Origin of the sequence: Colwellia ponticola (genome assembly GCF_005885605.1) — a bacterium.
In the GTDB taxonomy this organism is placed as follows: domain Bacteria; phylum Pseudomonadota; class Gammaproteobacteria; order Enterobacterales; family Alteromonadaceae; genus Colwellia; species Colwellia ponticola.
Genome location: NZ_SZVP01000001.1, coordinates 112,512 through 135,254 on the forward strand (window position 1 = coordinate 112,512; position 22,743 = coordinate 135,254).

Here is a 22,743-nt window from a genome sequence, read left to right on the forward strand (position 1 = left end):
ACTGATACCTTACTATTCGTCATAAAGCGGTAGTACTTTGCCACTTAAGCTACCACGCCACTTTTTACCTTTTTCAATAAATAGTATTTCACCGTATTTGCCACGTTTAATACTTGAGTCTATCGCGATTACTCTGCCTTGATAACGTGTTTCAATCTGCTTTTGTGAGGTGTGACCAACAATTATGTGTTTAACATCAAAGTGCTTAAGTAGCATATCAATTTCTGCAGAAGTCGCGCCCTTGTCTTGAGCAAAGTAACCACGATACCAAATAGGACCGTTGCTTTTGTGTAAGAATTTAGCCCAGCCTTCCCTTGGCTGCTCAAGCTCAGCCTTAATTAAACTGTCTTTAAATACCGTATTAATATCAAGCAAGCTGCGCTTTTCAGTGGCTAAACTTGGATGAAACCCACCATGGGCAAAGAGCATATTATTTACTTTTACCAATACGGGTTTGCTTCGTAGCCAATTACCTAAAATACTATTTTGGCTAAATAACTGCTCAAAGGGTTTATTTAATCGTTGCGCTGTTTTTATATACTTGGGGTGTAAGTAGCGTAAATCACCATTAAGCACCATCACTTCATGATTACCTAAGGTTAAATGAATACCGCCACCTGCTTGTTGCGCTTGTTGCTCTAAGTCGTATAAAAACCATAAAATCTCAGTCACCTTGTCACCGCGATCAAAAATATCACCGGTGATAACAAAATGGCCTTTGCCAAAAGCCCAATTTTTATTTTCATCAATAATGTTGTTATTGGTTAATAGTTCAATCATTACATCATATTGACCATGAAAATCACTTAAGGCGGCCACAGGATAATCACCCGAAAATTCCAGTACTTTATTTTCTATACTAGTCAAAGCATGTATTTGAGCTGGCATGTTACAAGCCGAAATAGATAACGGAAAATTAACAGTCTCAGTAACACTTGTTACCACATCTCCTTGGCATAACCAATAAGACTCAAGCTGTTGTTGCTGGTTAACAAAAACATAGGGACCATCGTTCACTGGCGCTAATGTTGGTTTTATTACTGGCGTCGATATTATTGTTAATGCTTCAACCTTTGCTTTTTCAGCTGGCATGGAAAAAGCAAAAGTTGAAACACTGCTTGTTAGTAATAGCATTAATATCAGTGCGGTATTTCTAAAAACGAAAAAAGAAGAGTGAAACATAGAAACTCCAAGAAAGTAGGACAAGATACTAAAAAAGTACCAAGAAAAGATAAAAACCACGTCCGTGTGAGGATTTAAAAATGGAGGTAAGCGTTGCTTACCTCCATTTAAATTGACTTAACTAATTAGCTTAATTATGCTTAAAAAGTAATTTCAGCACCTGCGTAAAGGAAACGGCCAACACTACTACCGTAACCACTGTAGAAATGGCCACGGCCACCTAAGCTGTAATCGCCTTGATTATCAAAGATGTTATTTACACCACCAAAAACACGTAAATCACCACCTTTTGATAGAGAAATATCATAAGAAACCGATAAGCTATGTGTTATGTATGAACCAATTTCGTTTAACATCAATGCTTCTGGGTTTGCAACACACTCTGCATTGCCAGCTGCACAGTTTTCATCGTTATTCGCCATATCTTCTAACCAATCTTCTTCATCGCCTTGGTTAACGGTAATTGGTCCTTTGTACTTAGTACTCCAGCGTACGCGCCAGTCTTCTTTATACCAAGTTAGTGACGCCGAGCCTTGCGTATCATAAATATCATTATCGTAGTAACCTTCATAGTTTTCAGTTACTGGACCACTTGGCGACTGTACTGTTTTAGTCCAATCGAGCACATGAGTCCAATCACTCTTAAACTTAATACTACCTAAGTCATCAAAGTCATGAACGTATTCAATTGCTAAATCAATACCGCTGGTGCTAATTTCATCAACGTTATAATCACGCTGCATAACTTCAATTAAGCCGCCATCTTCATCACGTTTTAAGTCATTACAAAATGAGTTACTGCCACCGCGCTCATCCCATGCCAATTCAGAGTTATAACAGTACTCCATAATATTGTCATTAGAATATGTCGATAACGCATCTTCAATGGCAATATCGTAGTAATCAATGGCAATGCGTAGACCTTCAACAAATGATGGCGCTAATGTGACACCAACGGTTAACGTGTCAGCCGTTTCTTCGAAAAGGTCTGGGTTACCAACGCCTGGTGAATAGTTATTATCAGCAACATCAAACTCACCATTTTGAGCAATATAATTCGCAATGCTAGTTTCTTTTCGACAATTATCATGGCCGGCATCGGTTGAGGTTGCCGTAGCGCCCAAACAAATATCAGTATAATCACTATCGTAATCACCTGCTGGTGGTGACATTAAGTTATCAATTGATGGCGCGCGTTGTGCTCGTGCCCAGTTAGTTCTAATGGCATAACCGTCAACAATTTCCCATACAAGACCGGCACGGTAACTGGCAACTAAATCAACACCTTTAGCGCTGTAGTCAGCAAAACGTGCTGATATATCGGCAGTTAAACTTTTCGCACCAGTAACATCTCTCAGTAATGGAATACCTGCTTCACCAAAAATTTCAGCTACGTCCATTTCGCCAGAATACTGTGGTACATAGTTAAAGCTAATACCGCCTTCTACAGCGCCGCCACCAGTTTTAACTTCTTGTGAATCACGTCTAAATTCAAAACCAAAGGCGGTTGCTACTGGTCCTGCTGGCATATCAAATAAGTCACCCGCCATATAACCGGTAAAAGTAAGTTGCTCAACTTCAGTATCAATGGTTGGGTTAGCCCGAATATAATCTGCCGCCTCTGTGGTAATAGAACCTTCACCAAATAAATTCATTGGTACACAACCTGCTGCGCGCGCTGCATCATCAGCACATTGAATAGTTACGCCATCGTCTGCGTATTCAGCATCAAGCGCATAACTGGCTTTAATAACATCAATTTCATTGCCACGTATTTGCTCTTGCGTTGATTTACCGTAACCTACCGATACATCCCAGTCCCATTCACCGTCAAATGCTGTGCCTTGTAAACCCGCCCATGAACGAATAGTGTGACGAGTGTTATCAGTATAAATATTACCTACCTCAGCAAAGTTTCTATCCCACTTAATCGTACTACCACCGCCAGCAGCAATTTCAGCCGGCACATAAGGGTTACTACGCTTAATTCGACCCATGTCTATTTGACCAAACTCGCCAGTAGCTGGATCGTAAGTAATCACTAAGTCACTTTCATCTTCACTTTCTGGTGCTTTATTGTTGAATGACTTATTTAAACTATGCTGTAGCTGCCCGTAAAAAGTAATATCGTCGGTTAGCTCAAAATCAACTTTAATCGCCGTATTTAAGCCTTCATCTGGCGTTTTTAACATAACGAATTGATCTGTATCTATGCCGTGCTGTTCTTCAACCCAATCATCACGTAATGTTTGACCGTCATACCAGAAGCCGCCTACGCCACCACTGCCTTCGTGGAAAACACCACCAGGGATAGAGTCACTTAAACTGCGCCAATCAGCTTGGCTAATATCACGCATACACTCGCCATCTCGAGGCTCTGCTTCAGTAAGCATAGTGTTACACATTCTCTCATCATCATAGGAGTGAGATTCTTGAATTTGCGCACGCTTACGGTCGTTATAAGTTAAACCGTATTGTTTATCATAGGTTGAGCTTAAGTAAACATAACCACGACCTTCAGCAAATTCGCTGCCGTAGTTTAAATCTAAAGTAAATTCTTTAGCGCCGCCTTCAACTGACTCACCGCCGCGGGCTTTAAAAGCAAAGCCTTCTTTATCTTGTTGGGTAATAATGTTAACAACACCCGCAATAGCATCAGAGCCATAAGCTGCTGAAGCACCACCGGTAATTACTTCAACTTTTTTAACCATACCTGTAGGGATAGTTGATAAACTTACCGCATTACTGCCGTGGCTGTTTGATACTACACGGCGACCATCAATTAACGTTAACGTACGCTGCGAACCTAAGTTACGTAAGTTAATGGTTGAAAGACCTGTCGCGGTAATGTTTGATTGGCTGTTAGTATTACTACTACTTTCAGAAATTTGTGGTAATTCATCAATTAAAATTTCAGCTAATGAACCTAAACCTGTATCTTCAATCGCTTCGTTGTCCATTGTTGCTAATGGTGTTGCAACCGTGAAACTATCTCGACGTAAACGAGATCCTGTTACCGTAATTTTTTCATCTGCTGTTGATTTTTTTACATTCTTAGCGGGGGTTATTTGTGTAACAGATTTTGCTATTGCATTTTCAGCATCTGCAGCAAATGTGGTTGGTGCAAAAGCGATAGCACTGCCGGCAAATGCTGTATATATAGCAGCGTGAATTGCGATGGTGATTGGGCTCTTATTCATCATTCATCTCTCTTATGTTGTTATTTAGTTATATTTTTTATTATTTATTTTGGTCGCTTCCTAAGGAACCAATTATTTATTAGCTAATATAAATTAATACCTGATAGACGTAAGGTAGAAGTAGTGAGCACGTTAGATAGCAGGCCTCAAATGATCTAACCATAAGTAAAACTCACTAACGCAAAGACACATCGCAAATACACATCAAAGTAATTTCTTGTTAATAAAATGTAATTTAATTAGACTTACTCTGTTGTAAGAAAATCAGCTCACTTATGCAATCTATAGAATATCATTTGTACATCTATTTAATATCTATCCAATAAAAACAACAACTTAAAATAAAAAACAAGTAGCCACGGCTAAAAGCAGTTAATCAGTTACTTTAGAATAAACAAAGTAAGATAAAGGTATTACTTAACTATGATCATTTTATTAACGGCCATTCCAACTAAATCACTACGACATAATGATTAAAGCAACTCATGCTGACTGTTAACGGAAACTTTATTAATTAAATAACCGCTTTATCGACACAGAAGTCACTCAATAACAACTATTTATTGAATAACTAGTTGTACTAAATAATGTGCTTCTGTATTGTCTGAAGTGGTCTAATAAGTTAGATACTCTCAGGTGAATGATGAAATAACATAGTGGTAGGCTTTTCCTCTATGGAGTAGCTATCAGAGCAGCGCCTATAAGCTTAGTGATATTGACATAATAATCTGATAAGACTTAGTTCCTAATAAACATAACAAGTTGAGTAAAAAAGTTTACATAATGCATAATCAGCCTTTTAAAATTGGACGTTATCAGGTAACACCCGAAGAATTTTCTATTCAAATTGATAGTGGTGAAAAACAGTCATTACAACCTAAATTTATCGAAGTACTGGTTTATTTGGCCAAGCATCATGGACGTGTTGTACCTAGAAGCGAACTCATTGACCACATTTGGGGCACTGACAGTTTTGTGGGTGAAAAAAGTTTAACTAATGCCATTTGGCACTTACGGAAAACTTTAACTAAGGTGGAGGGGGAAGAGGAAGTAATAAAGACCATTCGCAAGGCAGGTTATCCAAACCACAATGGCGACAAGATAACCCGCTACTAAGCACTACATCCCATTCAGAACCTATAGCAAGTAGTATAAATTACTCAATAGGTAGCACTATTGAAAGTTCAGTCGATAACTCGTTATATCAAAAACACACGCTCAATAAAAACCTAGCGACCAAAAGCATTAAAGGTCGTACTAAGATAACCAAAAAACAGGCACTCTTTGCTTTAGCTATACTTTTATTAAGCCTATTTTTTATTACTTCGTTTTCTAATGAGCAAAACCCTAGCATAACAACTATCACCAAGCATCCAGGCAGTGAGCTTTTTCCTGCCCCTTCACCCGATGGTCGTTTTGTAGTTTATAGCCAAGTATTATCAAACCAGCCGATTAATCTTTTTATGAAAGATACTCATCAATTATCCTTACCCCCCAAGCAGTTAACCTTTGATGATGCTATTGAACGACAAAGTGTTTGGAGTAATGACGGTCAATACCTTTACTTTGCTCGTAAAGATAAAGCGAATAAAAGTTGTTATTACATACAATTAAAAGTAGCTAGTCAGCAAGAGACTCCAATAGCGACTTGCCCTATGCAGGGGATTTATTATTATCTGGATATATCACCCGATAATAAAATACTTGCTGTATATAACAGAAGTACTTCAGCTAAAAGATCGGGGATTTACTTTATTGATTTAACCTCAAAAAACTTCACTATGACCCGTTTTTCTTGTGATACTGGTTGTCAATATAAAGATAGAGATATGGCTTTTTCTCCCGATGGTAAATACATCGCCGTTGCCCGACGTCTTAACCGTTTAAGTGAAAATATTTATCTAATTAACTTAGCAACTAACGTAACCACACAACTGACCTTTGATGAAGAAGATATTGTCGGTATGTCTTGGTTTAGTGGTAGCAAAAAACTAGTTTTTGCCGCTCAACGCGCTGATACTCGCTCTGGCTATATGATAGACATTAACAATAAAGTAAAAAAACCGTTACACTTATCAGGGTTTAGTTACCCAAGTATTGCCAAACATTCACAGCAACTTTATTATCAAGAACGTAAAGAAAATTCATCATTAGTAAGCTTACAGCTTAATGACACTATCGCGAATAGCCCTTTTCCGGTGTTACAATCAAATTTTACCTATGAATCTCCTGATTACAATCCAGTGACTAATTTAATGGTATTTTCTTCTAACGAATCAGGCTTTGATGAACTATGGTCAGCAAAAGTAGATGGTAGCGCACGCAAACAGTTAACTAATTTACAGCAAACTATTCGCCATCCTAAATGGTCACATGACGGTAAAAAAGTAGCTTTTTTAGCGCCACTATCACAAGGAAGTGGCGCTGGCATCTATATTTATTCAATCGAAAATGAGAAAGTAACCTTACTAAAAAGTCCTTTTGTGCAACATAATCGTCCCACTTGGTCGCTTGATGATACTAAAATTATCTCTGCCATTTATGGTGATAAACATACCGATATTTACAGTATTACTATTGCTGACGGAGTAACTAAACGTCTAACCTTTGATAGTGCCCGATATGGGGTAATGATCAATGCTGATACCTTACTTTATACCAAGATGAAAAAGGGCTTATGGCAAAAAAATATTAATAATGATCAAGCTGCAAAAAAAATAATTAATGGTAATTTGTTTAATACCCTCTACTCATGGACTTATCAAAATGATCATGTTTATTATCAAAAAATATTTAATGACCACTACCAATTGATCACCTATGATCTAACCAATAAGATGCAATCACCTTTGGTAAGATTGCCGTTAAACTCAATTTCCTTAAGCGATAGCATTAGCTATATAGCCAGCGAAGACAGCTTACTCTATACCAGCAGTAGTTTTCCTCAAGCGAATATAAAAATGATAACAACTAACCACTTATATTAGGGGTTATGTTCTTGAAGGTTAAATTTTTTTGTCTTTTACCTTATGAGAAGGCAGAGCCTTTTAATTAGATAAAGATAAAAAACGAAAAAGCCAACAAATGACGAACATTGGTTGGCTTTTATTTATATTTTTTGCAAGAGTTTACAACTTAGGCTAAGTAAGCTGTCCCTGTTCACTTGCTTTATCATCACTACTTTCAATACCCTCTAGTTGCTCTACTTCAATGGCTGAAACACGTTGCAAACCTCTAGGTAGCTTATTACCACGACGACCACGCTCACCTTTATAGTGTTCTATATCTACGGCTTTTAACGTAAGTTTACGTTTGCCTGCATGTAAGGTAATGGCTGCACCTTCAGGAATAATACAAAGTAAACTAACAAACTCTTCACGCGTTTTGGCGCGTGCCGCAGGAATATTAATAACTTTATTCCCCTTGCCCTTACTCAGTACCGGTAGGTTTTTCACAGGAAAAACCAGCATACGCCCTTCGCTCGTTATGGTTAAGCAATTATCCGTGTCAATATTATGAATACGCATTGGTGTCATTACCTTTGCTGCCTCTGGTAAGGTAATTAACGCTTTACCATTTTTATTGCGACTCACCATATCAACAAAGCTACTAACAAAACCATAACCTGCATCACTTACTAACAAATACTTAGTGTCATCATCAGACATAATACTATGAACAAAAGCTTTACCTGGCGCAAGATTAAAACGACCTGTTAAGGGCTCACCTTGGGAGCGTGCCGTGGGTAAAGTATGCGCATCGGTGGTAAAAGCACGACCGTCTGAGCCAATAAAAACTACGGGTCGATTACTGCGCCCTTTTGAGGAGCATAAATAACTATCACCAGCTTTATAGCTTAAGCTTGTCGGGTCAATATCATGACCTTTAGCACAGCGCGCCCAACCTTTGTCAGAAATAACAACAGTTACTGACTCGCTAGGCACTAAATCTTTTTCTGTTAACGCTTTTGATTCACTACGTTCAACCAATTTAGAGCGACGATCATCACCATAAAGTTTAGCTGCTTCAAGGATCTCTTTTTTCATTAGCGTATTCATTCGCGCTTTTGAATTAAGAATTTTTTCTAAATAGTCTTGTTCAATACGTAGTTCATCTTGTTCTGCTCGAATTTTTATTTCCTCGAGCTTGGCTAGTTGGCGTAATTTTATTTCTAGAATTGAGTGTGCTTGCGTTTCAGATAACGCAAAGCGAGAGATAAGCTCAGCTTTAGGATCATCAAAGCCGCGAATTATTTCAATCACTTCATCAATATTTAAGTAAGCAACTAATAAACCATCAAGGATATGCAAACGGGCTAAGATTTTATCTAAGCGGTATTGTAAGCGACGACGTACTGTTTCACGGCGATACTCGAGCCATTCAGACAAAATAACCAGTAAGTTTTTTACTGCAGGACGGTTATCTAAACCTATCATATTGATATTTACACGATAGCTTTTTTCTAAATCAGTGCTAGCAAATAGATGCTGCATTAGCTGTTCTACATCAACACGATTTGAGCGCGGTACAACGACAAGACGTACCGGGTTTTCATGATCAGACTCATCACGCAGATCAACGACCATAGGTAACTTTTTCGCGGTCATTTGTGCGGCAATTTGTTCTAATATCTTACCGCCAGAAGCTTGATGCGGTAGTGAAGTAATAACAATATCGCCCTGCTCTACATCATAAACAGCACGCATTTTTATACTACCACGGCCTGTTTGATAAATTTTTTCAATATCGGCTTTTGGGGTAATAATCTCAGCATCGGTTGGATAATCTGGTCCTTGCACAAACTCCAGTAAATCGCTTACTTCTGCTTTTGGATTTTCAATTAAGTGTACACAAGCATCGGCTATTTCACGGACATTATGTGGCGGAATATCTGTTGCCATACCGACGGCAATACCGGTAATACCGTTGAGTAAAATATGCGGTAAACGCGCCGGCAAAGTTTTTGGCTCTTCCATAGTACCATCAAAATTTGGCTGCCAATCAACCGTGCCTTGCCCTAACTCAGCCAGTAATACTTCACTAAAACGTGATAGACGTGATTCCGTATAACGCATTGCCGCAAATGATTTAGGATCATCGGGTGCCCCCCAGTTTCCTTGACCATCTACTAAAGGGTAACGATAAGAAAAAGGTTGTGCCATCAACACCATGGCTTCATAGCAAGCACTATCGCCATGGGGATGAAATTTACCTAATACATCGCCCACGGTACGCGCTGACTTTTTATATTTAGCGGTTGCAGATAAACCAAGCTCTGACATTGCATACACTATACGACGTTGAACTGGTTTTAAACCATCGCCTATATGTGGCAAAGCTCTATCCATAATGACGTACATGGAATAATTTAAATAAGCTTCTTCGGTAAAACGCCTCAGAGGGACTTGTTCTACTCCATCAAGGCTATATTCGAGCGCATCTGACATGAATTGGTTTCCTGATATTACATATTGGGTTGTGATAAGTGTCTTAGGGTATAACTTTTAGTATAACTTTACTTATATCGTTAACGAGATAAACCAAAAGCATAGCTCAACATATTATCAAAAATAAGTTAAGAATAATTAAGTTAAGAATAATAGCCAAGCCAGCTTGAGCATGATTCGCTTAGGTGTACTAAGACGATCATGTTGACTTGGGTTTGGTATGGGTATAGCTTAGCTGATTATGTGCTTAGACAACACAGATAAAGTAACAAATGCACTAATATTAGCTGTCTGTTAAGTTATTTCACACGTCGCTCTTGTGATGCGACGATATTTTTATAACAAACAACGCTATTACGACCTTGTGCTTTAGCTTGGTACATAGTTAAGTCTGCACCATGTAATAAATCATCGAAACTTATTTGCTTATCGTTCATGGTTATTACACCAATGCTGATAGTTATTGTGTTAGGTAACATTAATGATGAAAAGTCATAATGTGCTATTTTTTTATTAATGTGCATGGCAATGGCCTTCGCTTTATTGCAGTCGGCAAAAGGCAATAACGCCACAAACTTATCACCCGCTAAACGAGCAAGAAAATCACGGGATCGCATGGTTTCTTTCATTAATTGCGACACGACCACTAACGCGCTATCACCAAGGTGATGACCCACCTTGTCATTAAGTTGTTTAAAGTGGTCTACGTCTATTAAAAGCACCGATAACTCTTCAGGTTGATGTGTAAAGTTATTGACCATCTGCTCACCTTGCTCAAACAGAGCACTTCGGTTGGCTAGGCCGGTTAGGTCATCAGTTTTCGTTAAAGTCAGCAACTTATTACGCACTCTTAGCTGTCGGTAAAAAAGTAATAAAAAAAGAATAGCCGTGCAAATAATCAAGATGAAATTATACTGTTGTGACGATTTTTCTTTTTGTACTTCAACAACACGTCTCTCTTTTAACTCGTTTTGATTTTCCATCAAAATATTGTTAGCTTTCTTACTTTGCACTTCAAAGGACTGCTCTAACGATTCAATCATATTCAAGCGCTTATTTTTACGATAAATGTTATATTTTTTTAAATACGCTTTTTGTTCGAGGTAAGCAAGATCATATTGTTGTTGTCTTGCATAGTGCTCTGACAATAATAAATGTAACTGTAAAAATGCAGGTTGAGCTAATTGCTCAATAGAAATTTGCTCTGATAACTTATCTGCTTGCTGCAAAAGCATAATTATCTGTGCGTTGTGCTCACTACTTTCGGCGCTATCAATAACCTCACTAGAATGATTATTTTGGTTAAATAAACTTTCTTTTAATAACGCTTGAGCCACTAATAATAAATATTGCTCTGCCGCATTTAATAGCACTTTAGATAAGGTAAATTGTGCCAACGCTATATCAATTTGCTGGTGATTAATGTTCGTTTTGTTTAACTCGGTAATTAACGGTAGTAATTGCGCGTTTATCGGTAACTTATTGATAACAGTTAGAGGCGGTACAGTGTTTTTATTGGCTGTAGTGTTTACTGATAACAAGAGCTTATCAGCTTTATTAACAGGCTCATTAGCCAGACAGGTTGTCACTAGTAGCCACTGTATAAACAGTATTATCAATTGCCGTTGACCGGTGAGTTTCATTAGCTACACACCTTATTTTTTCCAGAAGTTTTCGCTTGTGCAAGCTGTGTTTCGGCTTTTGCAATTAAACTCACTAGATCATTATCATTTGTTAACGTTGCAATACCAATGCTAATACTGACTTTTTCAATAGTATCATTGTCAATAGTAATGAATGTCCATGCATGTTGCTTTACCCCTAAACGAACGCGCTCTGCTATTTCAATGGCTGATGCCATGTCAGCTCGAGGTAAGCAAACCATAAACACTTTGCCCCCAAAACGACCGAATATATCACTTTTACGCATTATATTAGCGCCCAAGGATGCAATCTCAGCTAAGACTGTATCGCCAATAGAATAACCAAATTTATCGTTAATCTCTTGCAGGTGGCCAACCTCTATTAACAATACACTTAATTGCTCTTGATTTTTTTTTGCTCGTTTAAATGCTTCTTCTGATTTACTCAGTAAGCTGTATCTATTAGCAACGCCGGTGAGGTCATCAATACGTGAGGTAATATTAAGCTTATGCTGACTTTGCATTAATTTAATCAACACCCAAGAAAAAGATAATACAATTAAAATACTGATAATGATGTATATACGCAGTGCTTTATTTTCTAAGTTCGCTTTAGATAAACTCGCTTCATAGCGTACCTTTTGGCTCTGTAATATTTTACCTTGCTTATCTGCCTGCTCAGCTTCTAGCTTGAGTCGTACCTGGGTAACAGACAAACTATCTTCGTTTTCATATAACTTATCTGTTAACGCGATAACACTAGACTGAGTTTGATAAGCTTGTTTATATTTTCCTTGCTGATAAAAAACCTTCGCTTTGAGCTTAATCATTCTGACGTAACGCTGCTTTTTAATTATCGTTGAGGCTGGGTACTTGGTTATTATTTTTTCAACTCGCCCTATACTCATTAGTACTTCATCATAGCGCCCTAACTCGTATAAAATATTAGCCTCGTTATAGTAATACTGTAGCTGATAATCATATTTTTCAGTCAACTGTAAATGTTTTTTTGCTATCAATAAATAGCGATAAGCCGCATCAGGGTTACTAGCAGTCTTTTTTAAGTGCGCCCACGCTACGCCCAAATAAACATTAAACATACTCTCGCTTGGCGTATCTTGGGTAAACTCAGCAATAATGGTGTTAAAAACAATGATGGCTTGCTGATAATTTTTATTTCGAATGTGGTTGATAGCAATATTATGTAAACTGCTGTGAGCAGCTAATAACATCCCTGCTTTTTTGAAGTGTAAATACGATTGCTGATAGTAAGCCATAGACTGTTCATCTTGCAGCAAATGAGAATAAACGATACCTAGCTCAGTATTAGCATTACCTTTGAGCTTTTCATCGTCGGTTTGCTTTGCAATATTATAAGCATCATTGAGCAAGACTAAAGAGCGTTTAAAATCATCGGTAAGGTAGGCAATAGCACCTAAATTAATAAGCCCTGCGGCAATTTGTATTTTATTGTGCAGTGATTCAGCAACTTCTAAGCCTCTTTTATACTCTTTAGTTGCTTGAGGAATATCACCTAAACTCTCTAAAGCAAACCCTTTTAAATATAATAACTCGCTAATTAAAATACTTGGACTCACTAGCTTTTTGGCGACACTAAGACCTTTATTGGCGGTGTTTTTAGCAGCGCGGTAACTATTTTGCTCAATTTTTATTTCGGTCAGTAGTTTAAAATAAACTAAGTTTTGCTCTACGGTTAACGTACTCAGTTTATTTTGATAAACGTTGAGTCGCTTAAGAGAGAGTGCTAAATCGCGCTTTTTTAGCTCTTTTACTTGCTCTGCAACTTGATTAAATTGTCCATGTACTGCTTTTTCTTGTGCACTTTTTTCTTGTGCAGTTATAGGCATAGACAATAACAGCCCAGCAATACTAATAAAAATAGCGACTAACGTAGCCGCTATTTTTTGAGTAGCGCAGTTAAACAATCGCCATATCGCCTTTACTTTGTAACCAAATTTTTCTATCTGGGCTTCGTTTTTTAGACAATAACATATCCATTAATTCCATTGTTTCACTGTGTTCATCAACGGTTAACTGGACTAACCGGCGCGTATTCGGGTCCATCGTTGTTTCACGCAGTTGTAAGGGATTCATTTCACCTAGACCTTTAAAGCGTTGTACATTTACCTTACCTCGTTTTTTCTCTGCGGCAATTTTATCTAAAATACTGTCTTTTTCAGCTTCATCTAAGGCGTAAAATACTTCTTTACCAATATCAATACGATAAAGTGGCGGCATAGCCACATAAACATGCCCAGCTTGTACTAGAGGTAAAAAGTGCTGCATAAATAAGGCACATAGCAGTGTCGCTATGTGTAATCCATCGGAATCGGCATCCGCTAAAATACAAATTTTACCGTAACGAAGTTCACTCAAGTCATCATTGTCAGGGTCAATGCCTAAGGCGACTGAAATATCATGAACCTCTTGCGAAGCTAAAATTTGCCCAGAGTCTACTTCCCAAGTGTTAAGGATTTTGCCTCTTAGCGGCATGATTGCTTGAAACTCTCGATCTCTTGCTTGTTTGGCACTACCGCCAGCAGAATCTCCCTCCACTAAAAACAGTTCGGTGCGAGCTAAATCTTGACTACCACAATCGGTTAATTTACCTGGTAAAGCGGGACCTTGGGTGATCTTTTTTCGCACCACTTTTTTACTGGCTCGCATGCGTTTTTGCGCATTGTTAATACAAAACTCAGCCAGTAACTCTGCTTTATCTGTATGCTCGTTTAACCATAAACTAAACGCATCCTTAACAACACCGGTCACAAAAGCCGCACATTGGCGTGACGATAATCGCTCTTTCGTTTGTCCAGCAAATTGTGGATCTTGCATTTTAATTGATAAAATATAACTACATTTATCCCAGATATCATCAGGGGTTAATTTGACGCCTCGTGGTAGTATATTTCTAAATTCACAAAATTCTCGCATTGATTCAAGTAAGCCTTGACGCATACCATTAACGTGCGTGCCACCAGCGACGGTAGGAATTAAATTTACGTAGCTTTCACCAATACTGTCACCACCTTCTGGTAACCAGGTAACAGCCCAGTCGGCCGCTTCAAGCTGTGAAGAAAAGCTACCAACAAAAGGTTCTTCAGGTAATGAAACATAACCTTGTACGGCTTCTTTTAAATAATCGACTAGACCATCTTCATAACACCACTGATACTTTTTATCTTCTATTTTGTCATGAAACTTTAAAGTTAAGCCCGGACACAATACCGCTTTGGCTTTAAGTAAATGCGTTAAGTGACGTACTGAAAACTTAGCTGTATCAAAGTAGCTAGCATCTGGCCAAAATCTTATGCTGGTACCGGTATTTCGCTTACCGACGGTGCCAGTTTCTCGAAGCTCTTCAACTTTATCTCCATGCTCAAATGCCATTTCAAAGATTTTACTATCTCTTCTGACACTAACATCAACGCGGGTTGATAACGCATTCACAACCGAAATACCTACTCCATGTAAACCGCCGGAAAACTGATAACTTTTATTAGAAAATTTACCACCAGCGTGAAGTTTACAAAAAATAAGCTCAATACCCGACACCCCCTCTTCTGGGTGAATGTCGATAGGCATACCTCGACCATCATCGGTTATTTCAAGCGACTGGTCTTTATGTAAAACAACGCTAATATTTTGTGCATGACCAGCAAGAGCTTCATCAACTGAGTTGTCAATAACCTCTTGTCCTAAATGATTAGGCCTGGTGGTGTCGGTATACATGCCTGGACGTCGGCGAACGGGTTCTAAGCCACTGAGTACTTCAATGGAGTCGGAGTTATATTGATCAGTCATGGTAAACTCAATGTATTCCCAGTCAAAGGGAGATTAGGTGTTGCTAACGTTATTGATGGCAAGTTAAAAAATTTACTTATATTAGGTAAGCATTGTTCAAAATTGATAAAACTATGATCGCCACCTTCTTGTACTATTAATCGACAATGTTGATATTGTTGTACAGCTTGTCGGTAATTTAACACTTCGTCACCCGTTTGTACCATGACGAGGTAATTATTTTTTTCACTACCTGTGCTTGTTGGTGCATTTTGTTCAAGCGATTTTAACTGTGCTATATGCCCTTGTGTTACTTGAAACACTTCCTTGGTATAAGGATTTACTTGCTCCCCCATATAATCATGCAGGAGTTCGTAGGGCGTTATTGCCGGATTCACTAACACGGCTAAACAGTTGTATTTTTTAGCAAGGTAACGAGCAAAATACCCCCCTAATGAGGAACCGATTAAGCACCATTGTGTGCTTACTGTGTTTGAACTATTTTTTTCAGTAGCGGGTACTGTTTCTTGTTCGAGAATTTGTTCTAGCTGAGCAATAGCTTGCATTGGCGTTGTGGCTAATTGCGGGCAGAAAAAGCCAACCTCTGGAAAATTTCTGGCTAAATATTTTCGTGTTTGTTCTGCTTTTAAAGACAATGGCGAAGAATTAAAACCATGAATATAAAGAATATTTTTTTTCATTATTTTTTATTAACTCTTTTCATTATTTTTTCATGAGTAAGTAATAGTTAACGGCTTAAACAACACAATATAAAGTGGAGAGCAAGTAGCGACGTTACTAAGCGCTTATAAATACACAACATTCGTTGTTAATTGACCATCAGCGTGCAAATAAAAAAAACGATAAGCTGGACCTTTAGCTAACGCTGCAACACCATCAGCACAGGGGTCAAATTGAATTGATGTTGCCGGGCAAGTATATAGAGGTAATGCTACTTTATGGTTTGTTAGCTTTTTAGTTAACAAGCGCTCACCATGAACATGACCACAGGCAATAGCTTTTATATTATTATAACCATTAAGTACCTGCCAAAAAGCGGCTTTATTTTGCAAGCCGTGTTCATCAATAAAGTAGCCAACATCAATAGGATGATGATGCATAACCAGTAGCTGATGCTTCTCTTTTTTTATAGCCGATTGCAATTTTACCAAGGTTTTATCACTGACATAACCTGCTGGCGTTGCACTTTTACTGTCAATAAGCTGTACTTGCCAATGCGATAAATTAATTTCTTTATCCGCAACAAAGGGGGCTACAGAAAAGTATTTAGCCAAGAGTTCGGGGTCATCATGATTACCTGCTACGTAATAAATAGGTACAGTAATATTGCACTCTTGAACACAGTCAACAAAATTTTGGTACGATTGCTCACTATGATCTTGCGTTAAATCACCGGTAAAAACGATAATATCAATACTGGGATTATTGGCAATATTTTGTAAAACCTTTTTAAGGTTTTCATAAACGTTATAACCGTGATGTAAACCTTGTTGAGATGAAAATAAATGACTGTCGGTAATTTGTGCCAACACGATAGACTTACTTTGCAAAGCACGTGATTGTGTAGAAGTCATAAGGTGATAATCAAACCATTAATAATATAAGTTAACTAAGAAATGAACAAAAACTAGCCATTAAGCTCAACATTGACTTGCCCTAAACGTAAACACAAATGCAGCCATTCATTTAAAAATTGATTAATTTGCTGTTTTTCATCTTGCTGATGCATATGACTATTAGGATAATCGTAGCGAGGCTTTACTTGTCTAATATCCTGTGTAGAAAGTACTTCAGCCATACGAGCATCGTGGTATAAACGAATGGTCATACGTGGTTGTAGTGCGTTGGTGACTGCCCTAGGAATATTTTTCAGCGTGTGGCTTAAACTATCTTGCTCGAAGCTAATAACCGAGGTATAGCGAGTAACGTCCTGGATGGTGACATTATAATTAAGAAAATCACTGATAAAAAAATGACGGCTCTCCCCCAGCGCGGTTTTATTAGCTAATACTTTTAGTAACAACATATAATTATTAGCGCACAAAGTCATTAAACTCACTAAATTAGGTCGATAGCTTGCTTGATTGCTTTGTTTGCTGATATTAACTGATGCTCTATTAGGAAAAAAACTCATGGATGCCTCTTCATCGCTATATTATTAACGCTCTACTTATTACCAATGCGCACATATTTCACAGGTAACGTTGGTAATTTAATGCCAACCATTGTAACCCGATAACAGTAGCCGCGTTAGTAATTTTACCTTGAGTTAATAGCTCAAGTGCTTTAGTGCGACTAACAAGGTGTAAGAGAATATCTTCATTTTCTTTTGGTAAACCATAAACACTACCTGATTTTACGGTATTACTATCAAAGTGCGCTAAATACAAATGAATACGTTCGCTCATACCACCAGGACTAGAAAGATACTCCATAATAGGTACTAAATCATCTTCATTAAGGGTTAAGTCTGCTTCTTCTTTAGCTTCTCGTATAGCCACTTCAACGGCGGTTTCATTAGCATCAAACATACCCGCAATAAATTCTAATAACCAAGGGCTATCATCGCCTCTTAAGGCTCCTGGTCTAAATTGCTCTATCAATAATACTTTATCTAATGTGGGATCGTAAGGCATAACAACCACAGCATCGCCACGCTCAAAGACTTCTCGGGTAAATAATTGGCTTTGTTTACCTGAGAAAAGTGTATGTTGTAATGAATATTCATTCATTTTAAAAAAGCCCTGATACCTTGTTTTCACTGAGCGTACCGACACATCATGGTTATTGAAGCTAAACATAGCTAACGATTTATACTTTTTACTTTTCATCAAGCCTCTCTTTTTAATAAAAATTTGTTACACTAATAGACAATTATTTTATTTGGTTAATTTAAAAATCCCTGTAGGATACGCTACCAGCGTGCCTCATTAAATAGATACTCAGAGTAATACTCTCAAGGAATTCCTTACTCATGAAAAAAACATTCAGTACACTAATTATAGCAATAACCACAGCTGTAACTAGCACACATGCCCAAGCAGATGATTTACTTACTGTTTATCAACAAGCACTATTAAACGATCCTGTGGTTTTAAAGTCACAAGCACAGTTTATGATAGTAAAAGAAGATATCACCCAAGCTCGTTCTGTTTTATTACCTCAACTTAATGCAACGGGTGGTTACTCAGTAGGTGAGCAAGAATCATACGTAACATTTAACGGTTCAACTATAGATAATGAATTTACCAGTTTAACCTATGGTGCCAACTTAAATATGCAGCTTTACCATCATGATAGCTGGTTACGTTTAGGTAACGCCAAAAAAGCGGCGCATCAAAGTGATTTAACTTATCAAGTTGCTAAACAAGACTTAATTACTCGTGTCGCCAAAGCCTATTTTGATTTACTTAGCACGAAAGACGATCTTGTTTTTGCTACCGCAGAAAAAGAAGCTATTGCCCGTCAACTTGAGCAAACTAAACAACGTTTTTCGGTAGGATTAACGGCAATTACCGATGTCTATGAAGCACAGGCACAATTTGATAGCGCCGTTACTGAAGAAATTCGTGCTGAAAATGCTATTTTTCAAGCCGAGGAAGAGTTACGTGTTATTACTAATTCCTATCCTAAAGACATTAGTGTACTAAATACCGAACGTTTTAGTACCAGTACGCCTGTACCAAGTAGCGCCAATGAATGGCAAGTGACTGCAGAAGCTAAAAACCTAGATTTAATCACCGCGAAAGTAGGCATTGATATTGCCCAAGACAATATCAAAATAGCGCGTGCTGGTCATTACCCAACGTTAGATTTTGGCGCGAACTACACCGGTAATAACGATGAATCAACCGTCAACAATATTACTACCGACGTCCCTAACTTAAACGGTTACTCGCTTGGCGTGCAGTTAAGTGTGCCAATTTATTCTGGTGGTGCTATTGAAAGTTCAGTGCGTAAAGCACAAAACAGCTTTGTATTGGCCAGCCAAGATTTATCGTTAACGCATCGCAGTGTTGTTCGTACCACACGTAATGCTTACAATACGGTTATTACTGCTATATCAGCTATTAAAGCCTTTGAGCAATCAGTATTAAGTGCGCAAAAAGCATTAGAAGCAACTGAAGCGGGCTTTGAAGTAGGTACACGTACTATTGTTGATGTATTAGATAGCACGCGTAATTTATATAACGCAAAACGTAACTTATCTTCAACGCGATACTCTTATATTCAAAACGTTTTATTATTAAAACGCGCTGCTGGTACTATCACTGACGAAGATATTAATGCCATTAACTCTGGCTTAATGAAAGCGAGTTAATCACTTATTAGTACTTATCATCGATTCATGTAGATGGTATTAAATGTATAAAAAAAGTGACCGCTAGCTGATAACGCTACTGGTCACTTTTTTATGTATACTGACTTATTTACATTATTTATCTGTATGACTTATATTGCTTACATTAAGCCTCTAAAAAAAGTAACCAGTTCTTTTGCTTCACGCTCAACTGAATAGTGCGCCAAAACACGCTCGCGACCACTACGACCCATTTGCATAAGCTTTTCTTCATCGGCTAACAACAACGACATTTTTTCTGTGACTGCTGCTAAGTCGTTAACCGGTACAACGTAACCGTCCACGCCCTCGCGTACAACTTCTGGCCACGCCCCCGCTTCACTCGCTAATACTGCGGCACCACTACTCATGGCTTCTAAAATCGTTAAACCAAAACCTTCGTTTTCACTTAACGCAACCACTAGCGACAAGCTGCTAAATATTTTAGGAATATCAGCGAAATTTTGCTCACCAGCAAAAATAATGCGGTCAGTTAAACCTGCTTGTGCAATTTTTAGCTGTAATTCATTAACAAAACTTTCATTACTTGACGAGATAGAACCAACAACCACGGCAGTGTAGTCAGGTTTATCTTTTAATAGTGCAATGCAAGCTTCAACAAATAAATGTACCCCCTTTTGCTGGCGAACCCGCCCTAATATAGCAATACCTTGCTTACCTTTGATACTATTTTTAGGCAGTAAATCAAGCGATTGCCATGCTTGGCTTTTATCTGTCGCTGGCAGGTAAATATCGGTTTTTACGCCATGATAAATTATTGCATCAGGTTTACGATGTAAATAACTAGCTGAGGCTTTACACATAGCTAATACCGCATCCATTCTATCCGTTAGCCATAAAGTAAAGCCTGAACGATGACGCTGCGCTGCGCTGCTAAAAACAATTTTTAGTTTTACGCGAAAAATATGCTTCAATATTAACGCTTGGATCATTTCATCAACACGACGCGCATGAAAAATTCTAAACTTACCAGAGGCAAGTGGCTTGACACATAAACGTGCAACTTGCCAAAAGCTAATGGATAACGATTCGTCGGGTAAATGATGCTTACCCATAACGCGTAAATTAATTAACGCTTGTTCGTGCGACAACACCTGTAACATGGTTGAAGTAACACCAGAAAAATTAGAATTAGAATTACCAATAATTAATTCGATATCTTGTTCATTGACGCTATTTTTTTCTTTTTGACTCATCACAACCAGCAATTAGTAATATATAAAATAATAGCAACCATTCTACGCCAAAGCAGATCATAAGTTAATTGCCTATTTAAAAGTAACTTAGGTATAATCAACCTATATATTTCCTCAGAGAGAACAGTGTGAGTAGCAATAAAGTTTTACAACCTAATTTCAAGTTATCTTTTTTATTACCAAAATATTGGCTCACTTGGCTGGGTGTTTTTATTCTTTACACTATTTCATGGCTGCCTTTTAAATTACAGCTTGCTATGGGGCGTATGCTTGGCCGTTTATTAATGAAAATAGGCTCTAAGCGTAAACATGTAGCTTTAACAAACCTTAGGCTATGTTTTCCCGAGAAAAGTGAAAAAGATTTACAAATTTTATTAAAAAAGAACTTTGAAAACACTGGCATTGCTTTGTTTGAAACCGGTATGGGCTGGTGGTGGCCAGATTGGCGGGTAAAACGTAAATTTGAAGTAAAAGGTTTAGAGCACCTTGAAAAGGCCCGCCAAGAAGGTAAAGGCGTATTACTACTAGCAATGCATTATTTAAGTGTTGAAATGAATGCTAGAGGGGTTGGCTGTAGTCATCCTATGGTGGTTTTTTATCGACCTCATAATAATCCGCTGATGGAATTTTTTCAATTTCGAGGCCGAGGTCGCTCTAATAAATACATGCTTGGCAAACGAGATGTAAAAGGCTTAATTAAGGCGCTAAAAGACGGCGAGGCTTGTATTTATCTACCGGATCAAGATTACGGCAGAAACCGTAGCGTGTTTGTGCCATTTTTTAAAGTAAAAGAAACGGCAACGACAACGGGTACCTTACTGTTTGCTCGACAACGCAATGTTGAAACTATGATGATCATTCCAGTAAGAAATGATGATGGCAGTGGTTATACCTTAGAAATTCTGCCGCCATTAGAAAACTTTCCAACTAAGGATGATATTGCTGATGTCACCCGTATTAATCAAGAATTAGAAAAGGCAATATTACGCAAGCCCGAACAATACATGTGGCTTCATAGACGTTTTAAAACCAGACCAAACCCAGAAGATGCCTCGCTATATAAGTAACATGCATTTAAGTAGCGAGTATACATATAGTTAATGAGAGTTAAATGGCAGCAGTAAAAATAACATTAAGTGTATAAGCATCATAATAAACAGTGAGGTTGATTAACCAATGAACTTTTGGCTACGAAATATTATATTAGGAGTCTTACTCACCGCACTCGCTGTGGCATTTTTTGCTAATCAAGATTTCCTACTTTCACTTGATGGCTCTTTGGGGCAAGTGGACGAAAGTGCAATAAAACCAACCATTGCTACTACAGATGCAGCGCCACAAGCGGGTAACAATAATGTGTCTGGGGAGGCAAAAAATAAAAGCTCAAATAATGCCGCCGCTGTAGGTTTATCTAAGTTTTATGCTAACTTATACGGCGAACATGACGGAAAAGGTCCTAAAATACTTAATAATATTGTTTACCTTCCTGACCCTCAAGGCGACATAGAAGTGTTACTGCAAGCAAGAGCCATGGTGGTTCGTCCTTATAAAGATACTTGGCGAGGTCATATTGAATCAAGACGATTTAGTCGCGGTGAAACTTTAAATCAGAAACTGACTGAGTATGCTGAAGATGATGGTCTGTTATTATTTTGGTGGATAAACCGCGATTATGTTATCAAAGACCCTTTTAGGATTAAGGAAGATATTTTAAAAACAACGTTTAAAGCCGCCAAAGCCGTTGAAGGGCATTTTGACTCCGGTCTTTCTATTTTCTTTTGTAATAATCAGCGCGCTATCGTTGTTATTAAAAGCGCTCCTCACCCATTTTTAGATGAGGAATGCATTTTATTAGTCAGTGATAATCCATACTAGTCCTGACCAGTGACA

At 38.0% G+C, this 22,743-nt stretch carries 16 protein-coding genes; 5 read left to right on the forward strand and 11 right to left on the reverse strand.

Annotation, left to right across the window (positions count from 1 at the left end):
- Positions 1-12: 12 nt before the first annotated feature.
- Both FCS21_RS00495 and FCS21_RS00500 read right to left on the reverse strand, forming a co-directional pair.
- Positions 13-1,182, reverse strand: coding sequence for a metallophosphoesterase (locus FCS21_RS00495; protein WP_138620036.1), 1,170 nt, complete (start codon positions 1,180-1,182; stop codon positions 13-15).
- Positions 1,183-1,322: 140 nt separating this feature from the next.
- Positions 1,323-4,382 (reverse strand): TonB-dependent receptor domain-containing protein, encoded by a 3,060-nt coding sequence (locus tag FCS21_RS00500; RefSeq protein ID WP_138620489.1) that lies wholly within the window; start codon positions 4,380-4,382, stop codon positions 1,323-1,325.
- A gap of 783 nt (positions 4,383-5,165) precedes the next feature.
- On the opposite strand from FCS21_RS00500, the gene FCS21_RS00505 reads away from it, so the two are divergent.
- Together FCS21_RS00505 and FCS21_RS00515 are read left to right on the forward strand one after the other, a co-directional pair.
- A complete protein-coding gene (locus FCS21_RS00505) occupies positions 5,166-5,498 on the forward strand; it encodes a winged helix-turn-helix domain-containing protein (RefSeq protein WP_118056362.1) in 333 nt (110 codons plus the stop codon).
- 347 nt (positions 5,499-5,845) lie between these two features.
- A complete protein-coding gene (locus tag FCS21_RS00515) occupies positions 5,846-7,369 on the forward strand; it encodes a TolB-like translocation protein (protein WP_138620490.1) in 1,524 nt (507 codons plus the stop codon).
- A 153-nt stretch (positions 7,370-7,522) separates the two neighbouring features.
- Here the strand turns inward: FCS21_RS00515 and parC are convergent, their stop codons facing one another.
- From parC to FCS21_RS00555, 8 genes are all read right to left on the reverse strand, one after another.
- Positions 7,523-9,829, reverse strand: coding sequence for a DNA topoisomerase IV subunit A (gene parC / locus FCS21_RS00520; protein WP_138620037.1), 2,307 nt, complete (start codon positions 9,827-9,829; stop codon positions 7,523-7,525).
- A 299-nt stretch (positions 9,830-10,128) separates the two neighbouring features.
- Complete coding sequence (locus FCS21_RS00525) at positions 10,129-11,472, reverse strand: GGDEF domain-containing protein (RefSeq protein ID WP_138620038.1); 1,344 nt, start codon at positions 11,470-11,472, stop codon at positions 10,129-10,131.
- Entirely contained in the window at positions 11,472-13,418 is a 1,947-nt protein-coding gene (locus FCS21_RS00530) for a tetratricopeptide repeat-containing diguanylate cyclase (RefSeq protein WP_246046932.1), read from the reverse strand. Before FCS21_RS00530 ends, FCS21_RS00525 begins: the two co-directional genes overlap by 1 nt.
- Positions 13,411-15,297, reverse strand: a complete 1,887-nt coding sequence (gene parE / locus FCS21_RS00535) for a DNA topoisomerase IV subunit B (RefSeq protein WP_138620039.1) — start codon at positions 15,295-15,297, stop codon at positions 13,411-13,413. Before parE ends, FCS21_RS00530 begins: the two co-directional genes overlap by 8 nt.
- Positions 15,294-15,977, reverse strand: coding sequence for a YqiA/YcfP family alpha/beta fold hydrolase (locus FCS21_RS00540; RefSeq protein WP_138620040.1), 684 nt, complete (start codon positions 15,975-15,977; stop codon positions 15,294-15,296). The genes parE and FCS21_RS00540 overlap by 4 nt, the downstream gene beginning before the upstream one ends.
- A gap of 105 nt (positions 15,978-16,082) precedes the next feature.
- Complete coding sequence (locus tag FCS21_RS00545) at positions 16,083-16,871, reverse strand: metallophosphoesterase (protein WP_138620041.1); 789 nt, start codon at positions 16,869-16,871, stop codon at positions 16,083-16,085.
- Positions 16,872-16,924: 53 nt separating this feature from the next.
- Complete coding sequence (locus FCS21_RS00550) at positions 16,925-17,431, reverse strand: DUF1249 domain-containing protein (protein WP_138620042.1); 507 nt, start codon at positions 17,429-17,431, stop codon at positions 16,925-16,927.
- A 58-nt stretch (positions 17,432-17,489) separates the two neighbouring features.
- Positions 17,490-18,128, reverse strand: a complete 639-nt coding sequence (locus FCS21_RS00555) for an NUDIX domain-containing protein (RefSeq protein WP_138620043.1) — start codon at positions 18,126-18,128, stop codon at positions 17,490-17,492.
- 143 nt (positions 18,129-18,271) lie between these two features.
- On the opposite strand from FCS21_RS00555, the gene tolC reads away from it, so the two are divergent.
- Entirely contained in the window at positions 18,272-19,618 is a 1,347-nt protein-coding gene (gene tolC, locus FCS21_RS00560; RefSeq protein WP_138620044.1) for an outer membrane channel protein TolC, read from the forward strand.
- 140 nt (positions 19,619-19,758) lie between these two features.
- Here tolC and FCS21_RS00565 read toward each other — a convergent pair whose 3' ends face one another.
- Positions 19,759-20,853, reverse strand: a complete 1,095-nt coding sequence (locus FCS21_RS00565) for a glycosyltransferase family 4 protein (protein ID WP_138620045.1) — start codon at positions 20,851-20,853, stop codon at positions 19,759-19,761.
- Between the two features lie 128 nt (positions 20,854-20,981).
- On the opposite strand from FCS21_RS00565, the gene lpxL reads away from it, so the two are divergent.
- Together lpxL and FCS21_RS00575 are read left to right on the forward strand one after the other, a co-directional pair.
- Positions 20,982-21,920 (forward strand): LpxL/LpxP family Kdo(2)-lipid IV(A) lauroyl/palmitoleoyl acyltransferase, encoded by a 939-nt coding sequence (gene lpxL, locus FCS21_RS00570; protein ID WP_138620046.1) that lies wholly within the window; start codon positions 20,982-20,984, stop codon positions 21,918-21,920.
- A 109-nt stretch (positions 21,921-22,029) separates the two neighbouring features.
- Entirely contained in the window at positions 22,030-22,728 is a 699-nt protein-coding gene (locus FCS21_RS00575) for a TcpQ domain-containing protein (protein WP_138620047.1), read from the forward strand.
- Positions 22,729-22,743 lie beyond the last annotated feature (15 nt).